15 protein-coding genes and 1 riboswitch are annotated in these 15,928 nt (G+C 41.8%); of the genes, 9 read left to right on the top strand and 6 right to left on the bottom strand.

Features of this window, described 5'->3' with window-relative positions; genetic code table 11:
* Positions 1-10: 10 nt before the first annotated feature.
* Positions 11-883 carry a metal ABC transporter permease gene (locus ABG082_RS15515; RefSeq protein WP_348936237.1) on the bottom strand — a complete coding sequence of 291 codons (873 nt, stop codon included), beginning with the start codon at positions 881-883 and terminating at the stop codon, positions 11-13.
* Positions 883-1,626, bottom strand: a complete 744-nt coding sequence (locus ABG082_RS15510; RefSeq protein ID WP_348936236.1) for a metal ABC transporter ATP-binding protein — start codon at positions 1,624-1,626, stop codon at positions 883-885. Before ABG082_RS15510 ends, ABG082_RS15515 begins: the two co-directional genes overlap by 1 nt.
* A 421-nt stretch (positions 1,627-2,047) precedes the next feature.
* Here ABG082_RS15510 and ABG082_RS15505 point away from each other — a divergent pair, with 421 nt between their 5' ends.
* The 7 genes from ABG082_RS15505 (at position 2,048) to ABG082_RS15475 (ending at position 10,528) form a co-directional block, all read left to right on the top strand.
* Positions 2,048-4,147, top strand: a complete 2,100-nt coding sequence (locus ABG082_RS15505; protein WP_348936235.1) for a heavy metal translocating P-type ATPase — start codon at positions 2,048-2,050, stop codon at positions 4,145-4,147.
* 116 nt (positions 4,148-4,263) lie between these two features.
* Positions 4,264-4,980, top strand: coding sequence for a DsbA family protein (locus tag ABG082_RS15500; RefSeq protein ID WP_008347618.1), 717 nt, complete (start codon positions 4,264-4,266; stop codon positions 4,978-4,980).
* Complete coding sequence (locus ABG082_RS15495; RefSeq protein WP_007500241.1) at positions 4,977-5,390, top strand: disulfide oxidoreductase; 414 nt, start codon at positions 4,977-4,979, stop codon at positions 5,388-5,390. Before ABG082_RS15500 ends, ABG082_RS15495 begins: the two co-directional genes overlap by 4 nt.
* A gap of 343 nt (positions 5,391-5,733) precedes the next feature.
* Positions 5,734-6,345, top strand: a complete 612-nt coding sequence (locus ABG082_RS15490; RefSeq protein WP_007500242.1) for a trimeric intracellular cation channel family protein — start codon at positions 5,734-5,736, stop codon at positions 6,343-6,345.
* A gap of 320 nt (positions 6,346-6,665) precedes the next feature.
* Entirely contained in the window at positions 6,666-8,681 is a 2,016-nt protein-coding gene (locus ABG082_RS15485) for a Na+/H+ antiporter (RefSeq protein ID WP_017359242.1), read from the top strand.
* A gap of 63 nt (positions 8,682-8,744) precedes the next feature.
* Positions 8,745-9,614, top strand: coding sequence for an ROK family protein (locus tag ABG082_RS15480; RefSeq protein WP_348936234.1), 870 nt, complete (start codon positions 8,745-8,747; stop codon positions 9,612-9,614).
* Between the two features lie 68 nt (positions 9,615-9,682).
* Positions 9,683-10,528, top strand: a complete 846-nt coding sequence (locus ABG082_RS15475; protein WP_272511117.1) for an aldo/keto reductase — start codon at positions 9,683-9,685, stop codon at positions 10,526-10,528.
* Between the two features lie 180 nt (positions 10,529-10,708).
* Here ABG082_RS15475 and modB read toward each other — a convergent pair whose 3' ends face one another.
* The 4 genes from modB to ABG082_RS15455 all read right to left on the bottom strand — a co-directional run bounded on the left by modB (position 10,709) and on the right by ABG082_RS15455 (position 14,731).
* Positions 10,709-11,374, bottom strand: a complete 666-nt coding sequence (gene modB, locus ABG082_RS15470; protein WP_008347121.1) for a molybdate ABC transporter permease subunit — start codon at positions 11,372-11,374, stop codon at positions 10,709-10,711.
* On the bottom strand, positions 11,374-12,150 hold the full coding sequence (gene modA / locus ABG082_RS15465) for a molybdate ABC transporter substrate-binding protein (RefSeq protein WP_025207971.1): 777 nt from the start codon (positions 12,148-12,150) through the stop codon (positions 11,374-11,376). The genes modB and modA overlap by 1 nt, the downstream gene beginning before the upstream one ends.
* A 115-nt stretch (positions 12,151-12,265) precedes the next feature.
* Positions 12,266-14,116 (bottom strand): LTA synthase family protein, encoded by a 1,851-nt coding sequence (locus ABG082_RS15460; RefSeq protein WP_025207970.1) that lies wholly within the window; start codon positions 14,114-14,116, stop codon positions 12,266-12,268.
* Positions 14,117-14,239: 123 nt separating this feature from the next.
* The gene (locus ABG082_RS15455; protein ID WP_007500253.1) at positions 14,240-14,731 is read right to left on the bottom strand and encodes a metal-dependent hydrolase; all 492 of its coding nucleotides are present in this window, start codon (positions 14,729-14,731) and stop codon (positions 14,240-14,242) included.
* A gap of 171 nt (positions 14,732-14,902) precedes the next feature.
* Between ABG082_RS15455 and ABG082_RS15450 the strand changes: the two genes are divergently transcribed.
* A complete protein-coding gene (locus ABG082_RS15450) occupies positions 14,903-15,331 on the top strand; it encodes a MarR family transcriptional regulator (protein WP_144626113.1) in 429 nt (142 codons plus the stop codon).
* 83 nt (positions 15,332-15,414) lie between these two features.
* Positions 15,415-15,558, top strand: coding sequence for a small acid-soluble spore protein SspJ (gene sspJ / locus ABG082_RS15445; protein ID WP_348936233.1), 144 nt, complete (start codon positions 15,415-15,417; stop codon positions 15,556-15,558).
* Between the two features lie 122 nt (positions 15,559-15,680).
* Positions 15,681-15,859, top strand: a riboswitch (Lysine riboswitch).
* The last annotated feature ends 69 nt before the right edge of the window (positions 15,860-15,928 follow it).

Here is a 15,928-nt window from a genome sequence, read left to right as displayed (position 1 = left end):
TGTCCTCCTTTTACATAGACGCTTCCTTTTTTAACTGTGTTCGTTTTCGCTTCGATTTTAAGGATCTCCACAATATCCCTTGTTTCGGTGAAAAGATAAAGGCACTGCCGAATAATATGGTCGCGACCAGCACAATGGAAGCACCAGACGACAAGTTATACGTAAAGCTGAGCCCAAGTCCTACGACAGCTGAAACTGCTCCAAAAAAAGCAGATAAATAAATCATGATCCATAGCCGGTCTGTCAGTAAATAAGCGGTGGCAGCTGGTGTAATAAGCATTGCAACAACAAGAATAATACCTACAGTTTGCAGGGACGCCACGGTCACTAAGGTCAATAAGGTCATGAGGAAATAATGGATCATGCGATTCGGTAAACCGTAAACCGAAGAAATCACTGGATCAAATGAACTAATGAGCAGTTCTTTGTAGAAAACGATGACAGCCAGCAAAATGAAAATGCCGATGCCAAGCGTGATCCACATATCAGATGAACGAACGGCTAGTACGTTTCCAAACAAGATATGATATAAATCGCTGGAACTTTTCAAAAATGTAATCAAAATGATCCCAATGGAAAAAAAAGCAGTGAATACGATCCCGATGGCAGAATCATTTTTAATGCGGCTGTTTTGACTGACATATCCGATGCCGATGGCTGTCAGTACACCAGTTAGAACCGCACCAAAGAAAAAGTTAATGCCGAGCATATAAGAGATGGCGACACCTGGAAGTACAGCGTGTGAAATCGCATCTCCCATCAAAGCCATTCCCCGTAAAATGATGAAGCAGCCGATGACGCCACAGATGATCCCTACCATAACGGATGTAAATAACGCTTTTTGTAAAAACGCATATTCAAAAAGTCCGATTAAGAATTCCATTACGCGTCTCCTCCTGCTGATTTTAAAAATGGCAGCTGTGTTTCGTATGCTTGGAGCATGACCTCAGGACGAAGAATATCATGTACAGGGCCTGCTTTGACCAGCTTCTTATTTAAAAGAACGAGATGGCTGAAGTAATCATCGGCCTTACTTAAATCATGGTGGACGACCAGAATGGTTTTTCCTTCATCTCGTAATTCCTTCAAAATGTGGATCATCGTTTCTTCACTTGCCATATCAATTCCGACAAACGGTTCGTCTAAACAAAAGAGCTGTGCGTTTTGAGCAAGTGCTCGTGCAAGGAAGACACGCTGCTGCTGACCGCCGGATAATTCCCCAATCTGTCTTTTGGCAAAGTCCTGCATCCCAACCTTTTCTAAGCAATGGTACGCATAGGCACGGTCTTCTTTTTTCGGTCGTTTGATCAATCCGAGCTTTGGATATGTGCCAAGCAGTACAGTATCTAGCACATGGATAGGAAACGTCCAGTCTAGATCATTTCTTTGCGGGACATAGGCGATCTGTTTTCTCACTTGTTTAAAAGGTTGTTCAAAAAAGCGAATGTCCCCTTGATCCTTTTCAATTAAATCCAAACATGCTTTCAATAAAGTCGATTTACCAGCACCATTTGGACCAATGATTCCAGTCATCGTACCTTCCTGTATGGAAAGAGAGACGTTTTCTAGTGCATCCTGTCCGTGGTATGAGACATACAGGCGGTCGATTGTTAAAGCATATGACATCTCTTAAGACCCCTTTCAATCATCAATTGCGTTTCCTAAAAATATATGCATATATTTAATAATTTTGACTAAAGGATGAAATGATTCTCTAACGCTAATTTGTTTCCTTGAGGAAACTTTTATCTTATTCTAAGCGTATGTCCTTCTTTTGTAAAGAGAAATGCTGAATATTCCCATCAAACGATCGCTTTTATGTTATGCAACGAAGAGGGGACACGAGCATGGATTATTGAAAATTCACATGACATCCTGAATACGAAAAATCTCAAAAATTTGTTTATAAATGATTGACAGTTTGTAAGAACTCCTCATATAATAAGGGTAATTCAATATATGAATATGTGCTCATATATAATATCTACAGCAGCTGATAGGTTTGATTGAATCAGGGAAGGCTACTTATATAGAAAAAGGTGAGAACATGAAAAAGATGAAGGATGAATACGTATTAAGCGGTCTCGATTGTGGAAACTGTGCCCGTAAAATTGAAACAGGTGTCAGCAAACTTGAAGGGGTTGAAGCCTGCTCAATTAATTTTGCGACGGGTACATTAACTGTGACACATGCTGATGCACAAGAAACGATGTCAAAGCGTATTGAAAAAACCGTTCAGTCCATTGAACCTCATGTGAGTGTATCACCAAAAGAAGAAGGACATCACCACGATCACGATCATGGAACAAAGAATTTAAAAACGATTGTACTGAAATTAATTGGTGGTGCAGTCATTGGAACGGCGGCTTATTTTATACCTGACAACGGCTTACTGAAGTTCATCATGTTTTTCGCCGCGTATTTACTCGTTGGCGGAGATGTTGTCCTGAAAGCGCTGAAAAATATTGTGCGCGGTCAAGTATTTGATGAGAACTTCTTAATGACCATAGCTACAGTTGGTGCTTTTGTGATTCAGCAGTATCCTGAGGCATTGGCAGTCATGCTGTTTTACCAAATTGGAGAACTGTTCCAAGGGGCAGCTGTGAATCGCTCCAGAAAATCAATTAGCGAATTAATGAATATCCGTCCAGAATACGCAAACCTCAAAGTGGGGCAAGAAACAAAAAAGGTAAAGCCGGAAGAAGTCAAAGCGGGTGACCGTATTGTTGTTAAACCAGGTGAAAAAATTCCTTTGGATGGACACGTGATAGACGGTTATTCTCTTGTGGATACCTCTGCACTAACTGGGGAGTCTGTTCCAAGAGATGTGGAAGCAGGAAAAGAAGTGCTTGCTGGATTTGTGAACCAAAACGGCATTCTTGAAATTGAAGTGCAAAAAGAGCTCAGTGAGTCAGCGGTTACGAAGATTTTGGATTTAGTCGAAAATGCAAGCAGCCGTAAAGCGCAGACAGAAAACTTTATCACAAAGTTCGCTAAATATTATACACCTGCTGTGGTCGTGCTAGCTTTATTGCTTGCCTTTGTACCACCGCTTCTCATCCCATCAGCTCAATTGTCTGATTGGGTGTACCGGGCACTTGTCTTTCTTGTCATTTCGTGTCCATGTGCTCTCGTTGTATCCATTCCATTAGGTTTCTTTGGCGGGATTGGTGCCGCATCAAAACGAGGCATTTTAGTGAAAGGCAGTAACTACTTAGAAGCCTTGAACTCTGTCCGCTATGCGGTGTTTGATAAAACAGGTACTTTGACAAAAGGGAACTTTACAGTCACTCATATTGAAGCAGCGAATGAGAAATGGTCAGAAAAGGAATTGCTTTCTTTTGCAGCGCTGGCAGAAGCGCATTCTTCGCATCCGATTGCAGAATCGATTAAAGCGGCTTACGGAGCGTCTCTTGATGAGAGTCAAATCGAATCTTACGAGGATATTGCGGGTCATGGGATCAAAGCGACAATTCACGGAGCCCATGTATTGGCAGGTAACCATCGCCTGATGGAACGAGAGGGCATTTCTTTTGAAAAAGAAAAACGAAGCGGAACGGTTGTGTATTTAGCAATAGACGGTGAGTTTGCGGGATCTATCTTGATTGCAGATGAAGTAAAAGACGATGCAGTTGAAGCGATATCTTCTCTAAAAGCTGCGGGCATTCAAACCGTGATGCTTACAGGGGATGCTGCGCAAGTAGGAAATGCAGTCGCACAGCAGATCGGCATTGACGAAGTTCACACTGAATTATTGCCACAGGATAAAGTCGCCAAAATCGAAGACATGTATGAGAAAAAAGCATCTCAAGACAAATTATTGTTTGTTGGTGACGGCATAAACGATACGCCGGTTTTGGCAAGAGCGGATATAGGTATTGCCATGGGTGGACTTGGTTCAGATGCAGCAGTTGAAGCGGCTGATATTGTGATTATGACAGATCAGCCATCGAAGGTAGCGGAAGCTATTGCTGTCGCTAAAAGAACGAGAGCCATCGTATGGCAGAATATTGCGTTTGCTCTTGGGGTGAAGGCCGTCTTTCTCATACTTGGTGCATTCGGTATTGCAACGATGTGGGAAGCCGTCTTCTCGGATGTTGGTGTCACTGTACTGGCTGTTTTAAATGCGATGAGGGTCATGAAATAAAATTGTAAGGAAAAATTCATGAATAGCGTCTTTCATAATAGACCCCCTCTTGTTAAAATAGAAGAAGTTGGATAATGGCATTTTCCTGAGCTGTTATCCTTTTTCTTTGTGAAGGAATGAATGAAAAAGATAAGGTAGGTGCTTTTGTGAGTAAAAAAAATAATCAATCTTCATCCATCAAGTTTGCAGTTATATTAACCATCATTGCAGCTCTTCTCATCGGTATTTTCGTTGTGATCGGTAACAACAACAGCCAAGAAGCACAAACAGTCGACAGTAAGCCGTCTATTAAAGGACAGCCTGTCATGGGAGATCAAAAGGCAAAAGTGCAAGTTGTCGAGTTTGGGGACTACAAATGTCCATCATGTAAATCATTTGAGACAGACATTTTCCCAAAATTGAAAGCAGACTACATAGATAATGGCGATGTATCCTTCTCATTTATTAATTTACCACTGCCTGTTCATGGGGACGGTGCGGTATTAGCAGCACTGGCTTCTGAAGAAGTGTGGAAAGAAGATCCGAAAAACTTCTGGGCATTTCATGAAGCGGTATACAACGCACAGCCAGATAGTGAAGCAGAATGGGTAACGCCAGCAAAGCTCACCGAATTGGCGAAGAAGACAACGAAAATTGATACGGACAAGCTGAAAGATAACCTATCAAAGAAAACATATCAGCCACAGCTGAACACAGATGATCAGCTGGTGAATCAATATAAAGTAAATGCAACACCAACTATTTTCATTAACAATAAACAAGTCCAAAACTTTTATGACTATGATGAAATCAAAGAATTAATTGATCAAGAGCTGAAAGGGAAAAAATCATGAAGAATAAACTGATTTACTTATACAGCGCTTGGATCGTCTCGATTGTGGCGACGATGAGCAGCCTGTATTTAAGTGAAGTAAAGAAGTTTATTCCATGTGATATGTGCTGGTTTCAGCGCATTTTCATGTATCCGCTTGTGCTTTTACTTGGAATTGCTACATTCCGTGGCGATGTCAAAGTGAAGTACTACGTTCTCCCTTTGGCCGGGATTGGTGCTTGCTTTTCCATCTATCATTATATGGAACAAAAGATTCCAGGCTTTGCATCGATTCGTCCTTGTCTAAGCGGTATTCCTTGTTCCGTTGACTATCTGAACTGGTTTGGTTTTATCACCATTCCACTCTTAGCTCTTATTGCATTTATTCTGATCATCATTAGTATGCTACTTTTAAATGCAAAAGAAGATTGAGGAGATAGCCTGCTTTTAAGCAGGCTGCAGCGTGTAGACAAACCCTCGCATTCGGTGTCATGCCTGTGCGCTGGCTCACGAATGTCAAATTCGCTCCGCTCCAGTGCTCGTCTTTCTTAGACTGCAAAGGTTTTCTAACACGCTGAAAGTAGACAAAGGGCTAAAATAAAGTTCATTTTAGCCCTTTGTCAACAATCTGATAGCCTGCTTTTAAGCAGGCTATTTTTTATTTTTGCAAAAAGATAAAATTTAAAGAAAATTTGTATTGCTTTTCATTTGTGTCAGATATACATTAAGGGGAGAGTGTTAGATGATCAGACAATGGTAAGGAGATAAGCGGAAAATGGCATGGGAAGTCTTAAGTATTATAGGCATTGTGGCATTCGCCATTAGTGGTGCGATTGTCGCAATGGAGGAAGAGTACGATATTCTTGGTGTGTACATTTTAGGGATTGTCACAGCATTTGGCGGTGGAGCGATTCGGAATCTATTAATTGGTCTTCCGGTGTCTGCTTTATGGTCGCAGGGCAAAATGTTTACCATTGCCCTTGTATCCATTACGATCGTGTTCCTATTTCCAAAGCTTTTGCTCAAGCACTGGAGCACGTGGGGGAATTTCTCGGATGCGATCGGTTTAGCAGCCTTTGCGATTCAAGGTGCATTATTTGCAGTACAAAGAGAGCTCCCGCTCAGTGCGGTCATTGTGGCAGCCATTTTGACTGGAAGCGGCGGCGGCATTGTGCGTGATTTATTAGCAGGACGAAAGCCACTTGTGCTAAAAGCAGAGATTTACGCAGTATGGGCAGCCCTAGGCGGCTTACTCGTCGGACTCGGCTTAGCGCAAGGAGAGCTTGCTTTATATCTGCTGTTTGTCATCCTCGTCATATGCAGGGTTTGTTCCTACTTATTCAAATGGCGGCTTCCCGCAAGGTCTTATTTTTTAAATAAAGGGTAAAACGAAAAAAGGGCGATGTCGCTCTTTTTTTTATTTGTTATTCGAGCTTGATGTCAGCAGGTCAAGCTGTTTTCGTGTAAAATAAAAGTAGGTTCTTTATTCATCAAAGAAACAATACACGAGATGAAAATATTGTCATTTGACTGAATATGTAGATTCAGTCTTTTTTTGCCTAGATGGATTGTTATGTGTTGGTTTCACTTTTTGCGGGATACTAAAGAAACGCTCATGACCGAACGGATGGATCAGAAAGAAATGAACACATCTTTGCATGTAAGCAAAACATGACGGAAAAAATGAAATGGGAGGGACATGTACTAGTGGAGATATTTTTGGCAGTGCTCGTACTACTAGCACTCATTGCATCATCTAATATTATCAATCGTTTTCTGCCCTTTATTCCAGTTCCATTAATCCAAGTGGGTTTAGGGATATTGGTCGCAGCTTTTCCTTCAGGTTTACATATTTCTTTAAATCCTGAGCTATTCTTCGTTTTATTCATTGCACCGCTGTTATTTAATGATGGGAAGCGTACCCCAAGGGACGAGCTGTGGAAATTAAGAGCGCCCATTCTTCTATTAGCTTTAGGGCTCGTATTTGCGACAGTCATTGTCGCAGGATATACCATCCATTGGATGATTCCAAGCATACCACTTCCAGCTGCATTTGCGCTTGCAGCGATTTTATCACCGACAGATGTGGTTGCTGTAAGTGCACTTTCCAGCCGTGTGAATATGCCAAAGGGGATCATGAGACTGCTGGAAGGCGAAGGGCTGATGAACGATGCGTCAGGACTTGTTGCCTTTAAATTTGCTATTGCAGCAACGGTTACAGGGGCATTTTCCATTGCAGAGGCATCCTTTAGCTTTGTTCTTATTGCTGCTGGCGGATTATTGACTGGATTTATTCTGTCGTTTTTTATCATTCGTTTTCGCTACTTTCTCCGCCGTTTAGGCATGGACGATGTCACAATGCACATCATCCTGCAAATCCTCACGCCGTTTGTGATTTATTTAGCAGCGGAAGAAATTGGCGTATCCGGCATTTTAGCCGTTGTTGCCGGTGGTGTGACACATGCCATCGAGCAAGACCGAATGGAAGCGAATTTAGCAAAACTGCAAATTGCTTCTTCAAACACGTGGAATATTATTTTATTTATTTTAAATGGCCTTGTTTTCGTTTTACTTGGGTTACAAATTCCTGATGTATCGACTGTCATTTTCCAAGATGAAGCCTTTAATAATATGCAGGTGATCAGTTACATTTTAATCATTACATTCTGTCTGATGATTCTCAGATTCCTATGGGTATGGCTGTTCTGGGCAGGAAACTGGAGTGTATCGAAAAAGAAGAACGCGAAAAAACCGAAGCTGCGTGCTTCCATGCTGATGACATTCTCTGGTGTTCGTGGTGCTGTTACATTAGCGGGTGCTTTCTCCATCCCGTTTACGCTTGCCGACGGGTCACCATTTCCTGAGCGTCATTTAATTATTTTCCTCGCAGCAGGCGTCATTTTATGTACACTCATTTTAGCGAGTGTGCTGCTGCCTATTTTATCGGAGAAAAAAGATAAGCAAGTGGATGTGGACTTAGATACAAAGATTCAGCACGCGAAACGGAAGCTGCTGAGAAGTGCCATTAAAACTCTAAAAGAAGGAATGAATGAAGACAATCGAGAAGTCTCCCTTGCACTCATCAATGATTACCGAATGAAGCTGAGAAATATTCAGCGGGAACCGTACCAGTTTGGTATGAGAAAACAAGAAAGAAAAATCAGACTGCACGGCATTAAAGCAGAACAGATGAAACTTCAGCAGTTGATTGAGGAAGAGAAAATCGACAAAGAAGAAGCGTATGAGCTGCAAGAGAGATTTCATGAGCTGGAAATGCTCTATTCCAACTCCTTTAAAATTCGTTTCTCAAAAGTGAAGTTTCTGCGCTTACTACAATGGCTTCAACTATGGCGTCCGAATCAGCGTATTTCAAGCGGCATATTAGAAAACGAGGAATCGTATAAACAAATCCGTAAGAAAACGGCTGAAGCTGCGGTGGATTCTATTAAGCACCATATGACCGAAGACAATCAACAAACGTGTCATCAAGTCATTGGGTTTTACAATCAAGTGATATTCCGCTGTGAACATGGTCCTTCTTTCTTCCAGCAAAAGGATCGTACGTTTGACCGGAAGAAGAAAGAGCTTAACTTCCAAGCCGTACAGACGATTCGTAATGAAATACAAACCTTATATGAAAATGGCGAAATCAATCGTGATATTGCCCATCATTTAAGGGAGTATATCAACGACATGGAAGCAGTCTTACTGACCAATACATGATGTTGTCATCTTCTCGCCTATGTTTTATGATGAAAAAAAGAGACGAGCAGGGGGAGAGGCAGGATGACATATTACGGAACGATTGAAGCTGGGGGAACAAAGTTCTGTTGTGCCATTGGCAATGAACATGGTGATATCATAGAGGAATTGACCATTCCAACAGAGCACCCGGAAAAAACCATCCAATCACTTATTCCATTTTTTCAGCAACATGAAATTGCAGCATTAGGGGTCGGTTCCTTTGGACCGATTTGTGTCCAGAAAGACGATCCTTCTTACGGTTACATCATGAATACGCCGAAAGTTGAATGGAAGCATTACCCGTTTATACCTGAGTTGGAGAAACAATTAGGCGTACCGGTGTCCTTTACGACAGATGTCAATGCCGCAGCATTAGGTGAACTGACAAAAGGGGCCGCCAAAGGGCTAAGCAGCTGTCTGTATATCACGGTCGGTACGGGGATTGGTGCCGGGGCTGTTGTGAAAAATGAGCTTCTCCACGGTCACTCACATCCAGAGATGGGACACATCCTGGTCAGGCAGCATGAATCAGATCAGTTTGCAGGTGTCTGCCCGGCGCATGGTACTTGCTTAGAAGGACTGGCGGCAGGACCAGCTATTGAGGCAAGGTGGGGAAAGCCGGCTAAAGAGCTTACCGAAGAAGAAGAAGTTTGGTCTCTTGAAGCAGATTATTTAGCACAGGCATTAATGCAATACACGCTGATATTAAGCCCAGAGCGCATCATAATGGGTGGAGGCGTCATGAAGCAAAAACAGCTATTTCCGCTCATTCGAGAGAAGCTGGCTGCGTATGTCAATGATTATGTCGACATGCCGCCGCTTGATACATACATTGTCTCTCCTGGACTTGAGGACAAGGCAGGTATGACAGGTGCTTTGCTGTTAGCGATTGAAGCGAAGAGAAACGCCTGATAATAGAGTTTTCAAACGCAACATGAGATAATGAAAAAGATGGAATCTATGAAAAGGTGGTTGTTAACATGGTCAAAAGCTTGAATGATACCGTAACACTAAATAACGGAGTAGAAATGCCATGGTTTGGTTTAGGTGTATTCAAAGTGGAGGACGGCAACCAAGTGGTTGATGCCGTAAAAGCTGCCATACGAAACGGTTATCGCAGCATTGATACGGCTGCCGTTTATAAAAACGAGACAGGCGTAGGGAAAGCCATTAAAGAATCTGGCGTCAAAAGAGAAGAATTGTTCATTACGTCAAAAGTATGGAACACAGATCAAGGATATGACAAAGCACTCGCTGCATTCGACGCAAGCTTAAACCGGCTCGGTCTTGATTACTTAGACCTCTATTTGATTCATTGGCCTGGACCAAATGCAGACACGTTTAAAGAGACATGGCGTGCGCTTGAGAAGCTTTATAAAGATGGAAAAGTAAGAGCGATTGGTGTCAGCAACTTCTACGTGCAGCATTTAGAAGAGCTGTTAAAAGATGCGGAGGTTGTTCCAGCGGTGAACCAAGTGGAGTTTCATCCAAAACTGACACTTGTAGAATTACGACAATATGCGAAAGAAAAAGGCATTCAAATTGAAGCATGGTCTCCGCTGATGCAAGGAAAGCTTTTGGATCATGACGTATTAAAGGGAATTGCAGCACAATACAACAAATCTGTGGCTCAAGTGATCTTGCGTTGGGATCTGCAAAGCGGCGTTGTCACCATTCCAAAATCAATCAATGAAGAACGCATTAAACAAAATGCCGACATTTTTGACTTCGAGCTTTCACAAGAAGACATGGAAAAAATCAATGCACTTAATAATAACGAACGTGTCGGGTCTAATCCAGAAACGATGACGGTTGGGTTTGAATAAATAAAAAATCCCCTTAGCGTGTAGACAAACCCTCGCATATTTTGTCAGTGAGTACTGGTGCTTCCTAGACTAGCAAAGGTTTTCTATCACGCTGAAAAAAGACAAAGGGCTAAAATCAAGTTCATTTTAGCCCTTTGTCAACAATCTGAATCCCCTTTCTCTTTTTGAGAAGGGGATTTTTTAAGTCCTGCTTCGGCGCACAGCCAACAGCATGAGAAAAGACAAGATCACAATACAAATGGTCCAAGCCCACGCAAGTTCCATTCGTCCAGAATCAATCGCCACATAGATGGCTGTTGGGAGGGTTTGCGTTTTCCCAGGAATGTTGCCGGCGAACATTAAAGTCGCTCCAAATTCTCCTAAGGCCCTTGCAAAACTTAGAACCGCACCAGAGAGAAGAGATGGCAGTGCGAGTGGGACGGTAATATAGGCAAAGACCTGGAAAGAATGCGCACCATCAACTTTTGCAGCACCTTCAATGTCTGACTCAATCGTAGAAAAACCAGCTTTTGCTGATTGATACATGAGTGGGAATGCGACAACCGTCGATGCAATGACCGCTGCCCAATAAGTGAAGATGACAGGCTGATGGAAGATCCATTCAATGGCTTGTCCAATCACACTGTGCTTTCCGAACACGACGAGCAGCAGAAATCCTACGACCGTTGGCGGCAGGACAAGCGGCATCATGAGGAGCGTTTCCACGATCATTTTTCCTTTGAAAGATGTACGCGCCATCCAAAAACCAATGGACGTTCCTAAAACGACAGCCAATAACCCGCTGAAAGCAGCCACTTGTACGGACAGCCAGATAGGTGAAAGAAAATCTTCGGTCAGCATCGGCATTATTTCACTTGAAAGCCGTACTTTTTAAAAATCGCTGCGGCTGGATCTGATTGGAGATATTGAAAAAATGCTTTCGCTTCCTTCATATGTTCGGTCTGTTTGACAATGCCAACTGGATAAATGATGGGGGAATGCATGTCCTGATTTGCCTCATCTACTATCTTTACTTTGCGAGAAACGAGCGCGTCCGTCTTATACACGACACCAGCTTCCACATTTCCTGTTTCGACATAGTTTAATACTTGACGAACATCCTTGCCATAGACAGCGTTCTGTTTCACTTGGTCCCATATATTCAGTTTTGTGAAAATCTCTTTTGCATATGTACCAGCAGGAACAGATTCAGGTGTGCCAAGCGCTATCTTTCCTTTTATGTGCTGAACATCGCGGAAGGTTTTGATAGAAGAGGAACCTTCTTTTGGCACGATGAGAACAAGCTCATTTTGTATGGCATCCTTTGTATGATCCTGATCGATGTCGCCAGATTGAACAAGGTTATCAAAAGGCTCTTCAGCTGCTGAGAAGAAGAGATCCGCTTTTGCTCCTTGAGCGATTTGCTGCTTCAATGCACCTGATGACCCGAAATTATTCGTGAGTTTCACGTTTGGATGATCATCTTCATAGGCAGATTCAATCTCTTTCAAAGCATCCTGCAGGCTTGCCGCCGCTGAAATCACAAGTTCTGTCTTTTTGCTTTGATCTGATGACGTCGACTCCGTTTGACACCCAGTCAGGAGCAAACAGATGGTGACGTAGGTTAAGAATAAATATTTCATGATCACACCTCTTTATCATTCAACATCATGTGTATCCTTTATTATAATCAAACTTATTTGACCATTCATAGGTTTTCAGGAAAAGAGAAAAGAAAAAGCCGCCAGAGGGCAGCTTTTAATGCTGATAAAAACGTAGTAAGTTCCCGTTGATCACTTTATCTGATAGAGACAGCTCTTTATTGGCTTTTTCTATATAAGGCTGGCATACTTCATCTTCTTCAACAGGTTGTTTTGTTTTTTGATCATAGCACGTGTTCTTTGTATAAAGATAATCATCCGTAATAAAGTTTCCATTTCTTAGCACAGCAAACGGTGTACGCTCATTGGAGAAAAGGTCATTTCCAAATTGAATGGCATCTTTTGATTCAATGCCGAGTAAATGAAGAAGTGTCGGTTTGACATCCATTTGACCGGCTGTTTCAGAAATGGTTTGAGGGGCCTCGTCTGTCACCCCAGGAATGTAAATCAAAAAAGGGACCCGCTGCAGTTTAACCGCATCAAACGGTGTGATTTCATCCTGCTTCAGTAGCTCTGCCATTGCCTCATGATGTGCTTCTGAAATGCCATAGTGGTCTCCCATCAGGACAAACATTGTATTTTCATATAGTCCTTCTTCTTTCATTCGTTCAAAGAACCTTTTGATGGCTTCATCTTGATAGCGGACGGTGGTCACATAGCGGTTTAAAATGGTGCTAGTCGAATCATATTCATCAATGAACTGATCCTTTGGATCAATTTCAAATGGGAAGTGATTGGTTAAGGTAATAAACGTGCTGTAATAAGGCGCCTTCAGCTTTTTTAAATAATCAATGGATTGGTCAAAAAAGTCGATATCTTTTAAGCCCCAGCCAGTCGAATTCTGTTCATTGACATCAAATGAATCGACATCATAAAAGCGGTCAATCCCAAGAGATTCATACATCACATCACGATTCCAGAATGTTTTATTATTCGCATGAAATTGGACGGATTGATAATTCTCTTTTTTCAATTGCTTGTACAGTGTGTCATATTCGTTGTCACTCGCTGTGAAAAAGACAGCGCCACTGCTAGATGGATAGAGGGAGTTTGCGACGATAAACTCTGAGTCCGACGTTTTGCCTTGCTCTGTCTGCTGATAAAATTCATCGAAATAGAAGCTTTTTTTGGCAAGTTGATTTAAAAATGGTGTGATGTATTGTCCATTCACCTTTTGATTCATGACAAATTGTTGCGTTGATTCAAGTGAAATGAACACGACATTTTTGCCTTTAGCAAGTCCAAAGTAGTCTTCATTCGGTGCACTGTAATCAGCTTTTGTGTAGTTTGCCACTGTTGAAAGTGTATCTTCGTCAGCAAAGGCTTTTTGTCCAATACGTGCTGTTTGAGCGGCACCGTCATACAAATGGAATTGAAACAGCCCAAGGTTGCGTACAATGACTTCTCGATCATACGAGCTTGTCAAAAATCGAGGGTGATCCATCATGGCTGAGCTGACATGGAACAATAGAAAACTGCAGCAAACCACATAGTATGTTTTGATCGTCTTAAAAGACGCTTTTGGTGATAACGGTTTCCGTTTTAAGAGCCATGCCAGCACCACAAAATCAATCAGCATGAGTATAAATAGCGGATGAAACAATTCAGTCATACTGCTGCCCATATCTCCCATGTTCTTTGCTTGAAATAAGACAGGAATGGTAATGAAATCAATATAAAAACCGTAAAAGATCGTATTCGATATCAAAATGGCTGTCAAAATAAAATTTGTGGTCAATAAAAAGACCTTTTGTTTCGTTTCATTTAAGAAAAGAGCAATCCCAAACAAAGGGAGCAAAAAGCTAAGTGGATTGATCAAAAGCAGCCACTCGTGAAACAGATTGGCCGTTCGTATATGAAATCCGAATTGATAAATGATGTATGTTTTCATCCACATAAAGAGGATGGAGTACACTAAAAACCAGTGATTTTTGAAAAACGCTTTCATTTATGTAGCTCCTCACCATTCTGTATTCAGCTGCAAGGCAAAAACACTTATCTTAAAACTACTAAAAAAATGAGGAATGATCAATTCATATCCTGCTTTTTTGCAAAACTCTTTTTTCTTTTTCTAAAACGGCAATGGGATGGATATTCCGCAAATGACAGCCATGTAATAGCAGGTGACAATGGTCAGAGCAGCTAGTACGACTTGTTCTCCTGTGCTGCCTGTTTTGACATAAAAGGGGAGACGTACTTTTATGGTCGCGGGGAACAAAAATTTAATACCGTTCACTGTGCCTGCATCAAGGATGAGGTGGCTTGCCATCCCAACTAGTAACCCGGTACTGAGGCTGTCATTTGGAATGTATGTTGTCGCAATAAAATAAATGATCAGCAGAAATAATAAACTATGTGTAAAGGTGCGGTGCCCGAACACACTACTGATCAGTGTGGAAAGGAGCGGGAATTTCCTGCCGATTTTGCTTTTTGTATGACATAGATCTGGGATGAGGGCACCTACTGATCCTGCAGCAGCCATCGTCACTGGTTCGAATCCGTAATAATAGGCGACGGCTGTGGAGGCGGCAATTCCGCCCATAATATGTGTTTTTCCTGTCATGATGCGTACTCCTGTTCTGTTTTTTGTTCAAGTACTCACTATATCAAGGGTGAATCCATTCAGCAAGGCTTATTTCTAAAGAAAAATGGGATAAAATAGTTGGCTGTTTGGAAAAACATTCTATAATAAGAAGGAAGTCATGTTGACACTAACGATAAGGATGCGATTCGGATGAGTAATGCAGACATTTTAAAAGAAATTGTTCTTGTACATTATGAAGTCAGCCGTAAATTAAACCGCAAGTTACTTGAGTTAGAAAAAGACATCACGCCTCCACAGATATATGCTCTTTCTATATTGATACAAGGAAAAGTATCATATGCTGAAGAGCTCAAACAAAGACTCTCTCTCAACCCAGGTGCCGCTTCTATTGCCCTCAATAAATTATGTGAGCAAGGCTACATTCAGAGAGAAAGGGACAAGGACGATCATTCCCTGGTCCGGCTAGAAGCCACGGAAAAAGGGCTGGCTATTTACGAAAAGCATACACGTCTTTTTGGAAAGGTAATTCAGCATATGATGTCAGACTTCACAGAGGAAGACTTAAAAACCTTTCTAACATATTTGCAAAAAATGAGACAGACCTTTCACGATGAATGAACCGATCCTCTTTGTATAATGCTGAGCGCTGTAGCACAAATTAAACAGGCAAAGGCATTTTAAGAAAAGGGGGGGAAATAGCGATGTCATTTTTCCAAAAGGATAAAAAGGCGAAAAACGAGAAAGACCATCAGCGGGTAGATCAGCTGTTAGAAGAAGCAAGTAAAGAACTAGCAGGCGATCCGCTTCAGGAAGCTGTCCAAAAGAAGAAAAACAACCATCAATAAGCTGACAGAAAGGCGGAGAATCATTTCTCTGCCTTTTTTCTATGTTTTTCCCTTTGACAGATATGAGAATGTTTGATAACCTTCGTGTAGTAAAAATGAATAGAAATCCTCACGCTATGTCTCAGTGAGGTAGAGGTTGCGCGGATGATGAGTCACTCATGGGAGAGATGGAATCGTTGATCATGAGAAAAAAGGCATCAGCGCCGAAGTGTAGAGAGAGCTCCAACTTTCTTTATGCTGGGTCTGCATTGAACAAATGCAGGACTGCCACGTCTTTGAAGCGTGGAGGGCTATCCGGAGATCAAGGTGTATGTTTTGAAAAGCATGGACTTTTGTTCAGGCTTTTTTTTATGTTCTGATTGCCTAAGAA

The sequence above is a fragment of the Bacillus sp. BS1807G30 genome, assembly GCF_040047675.1.
Classification (GTDB): domain Bacteria; phylum Bacillota; class Bacilli; order Bacillales; family Bacillaceae; genus Bacillus; species Bacillus altitudinis.
The sequence above is the reverse complement of the archived record's forward strand: the minus strand, read 5'-3'. Positions and strand labels throughout refer to the sequence as shown.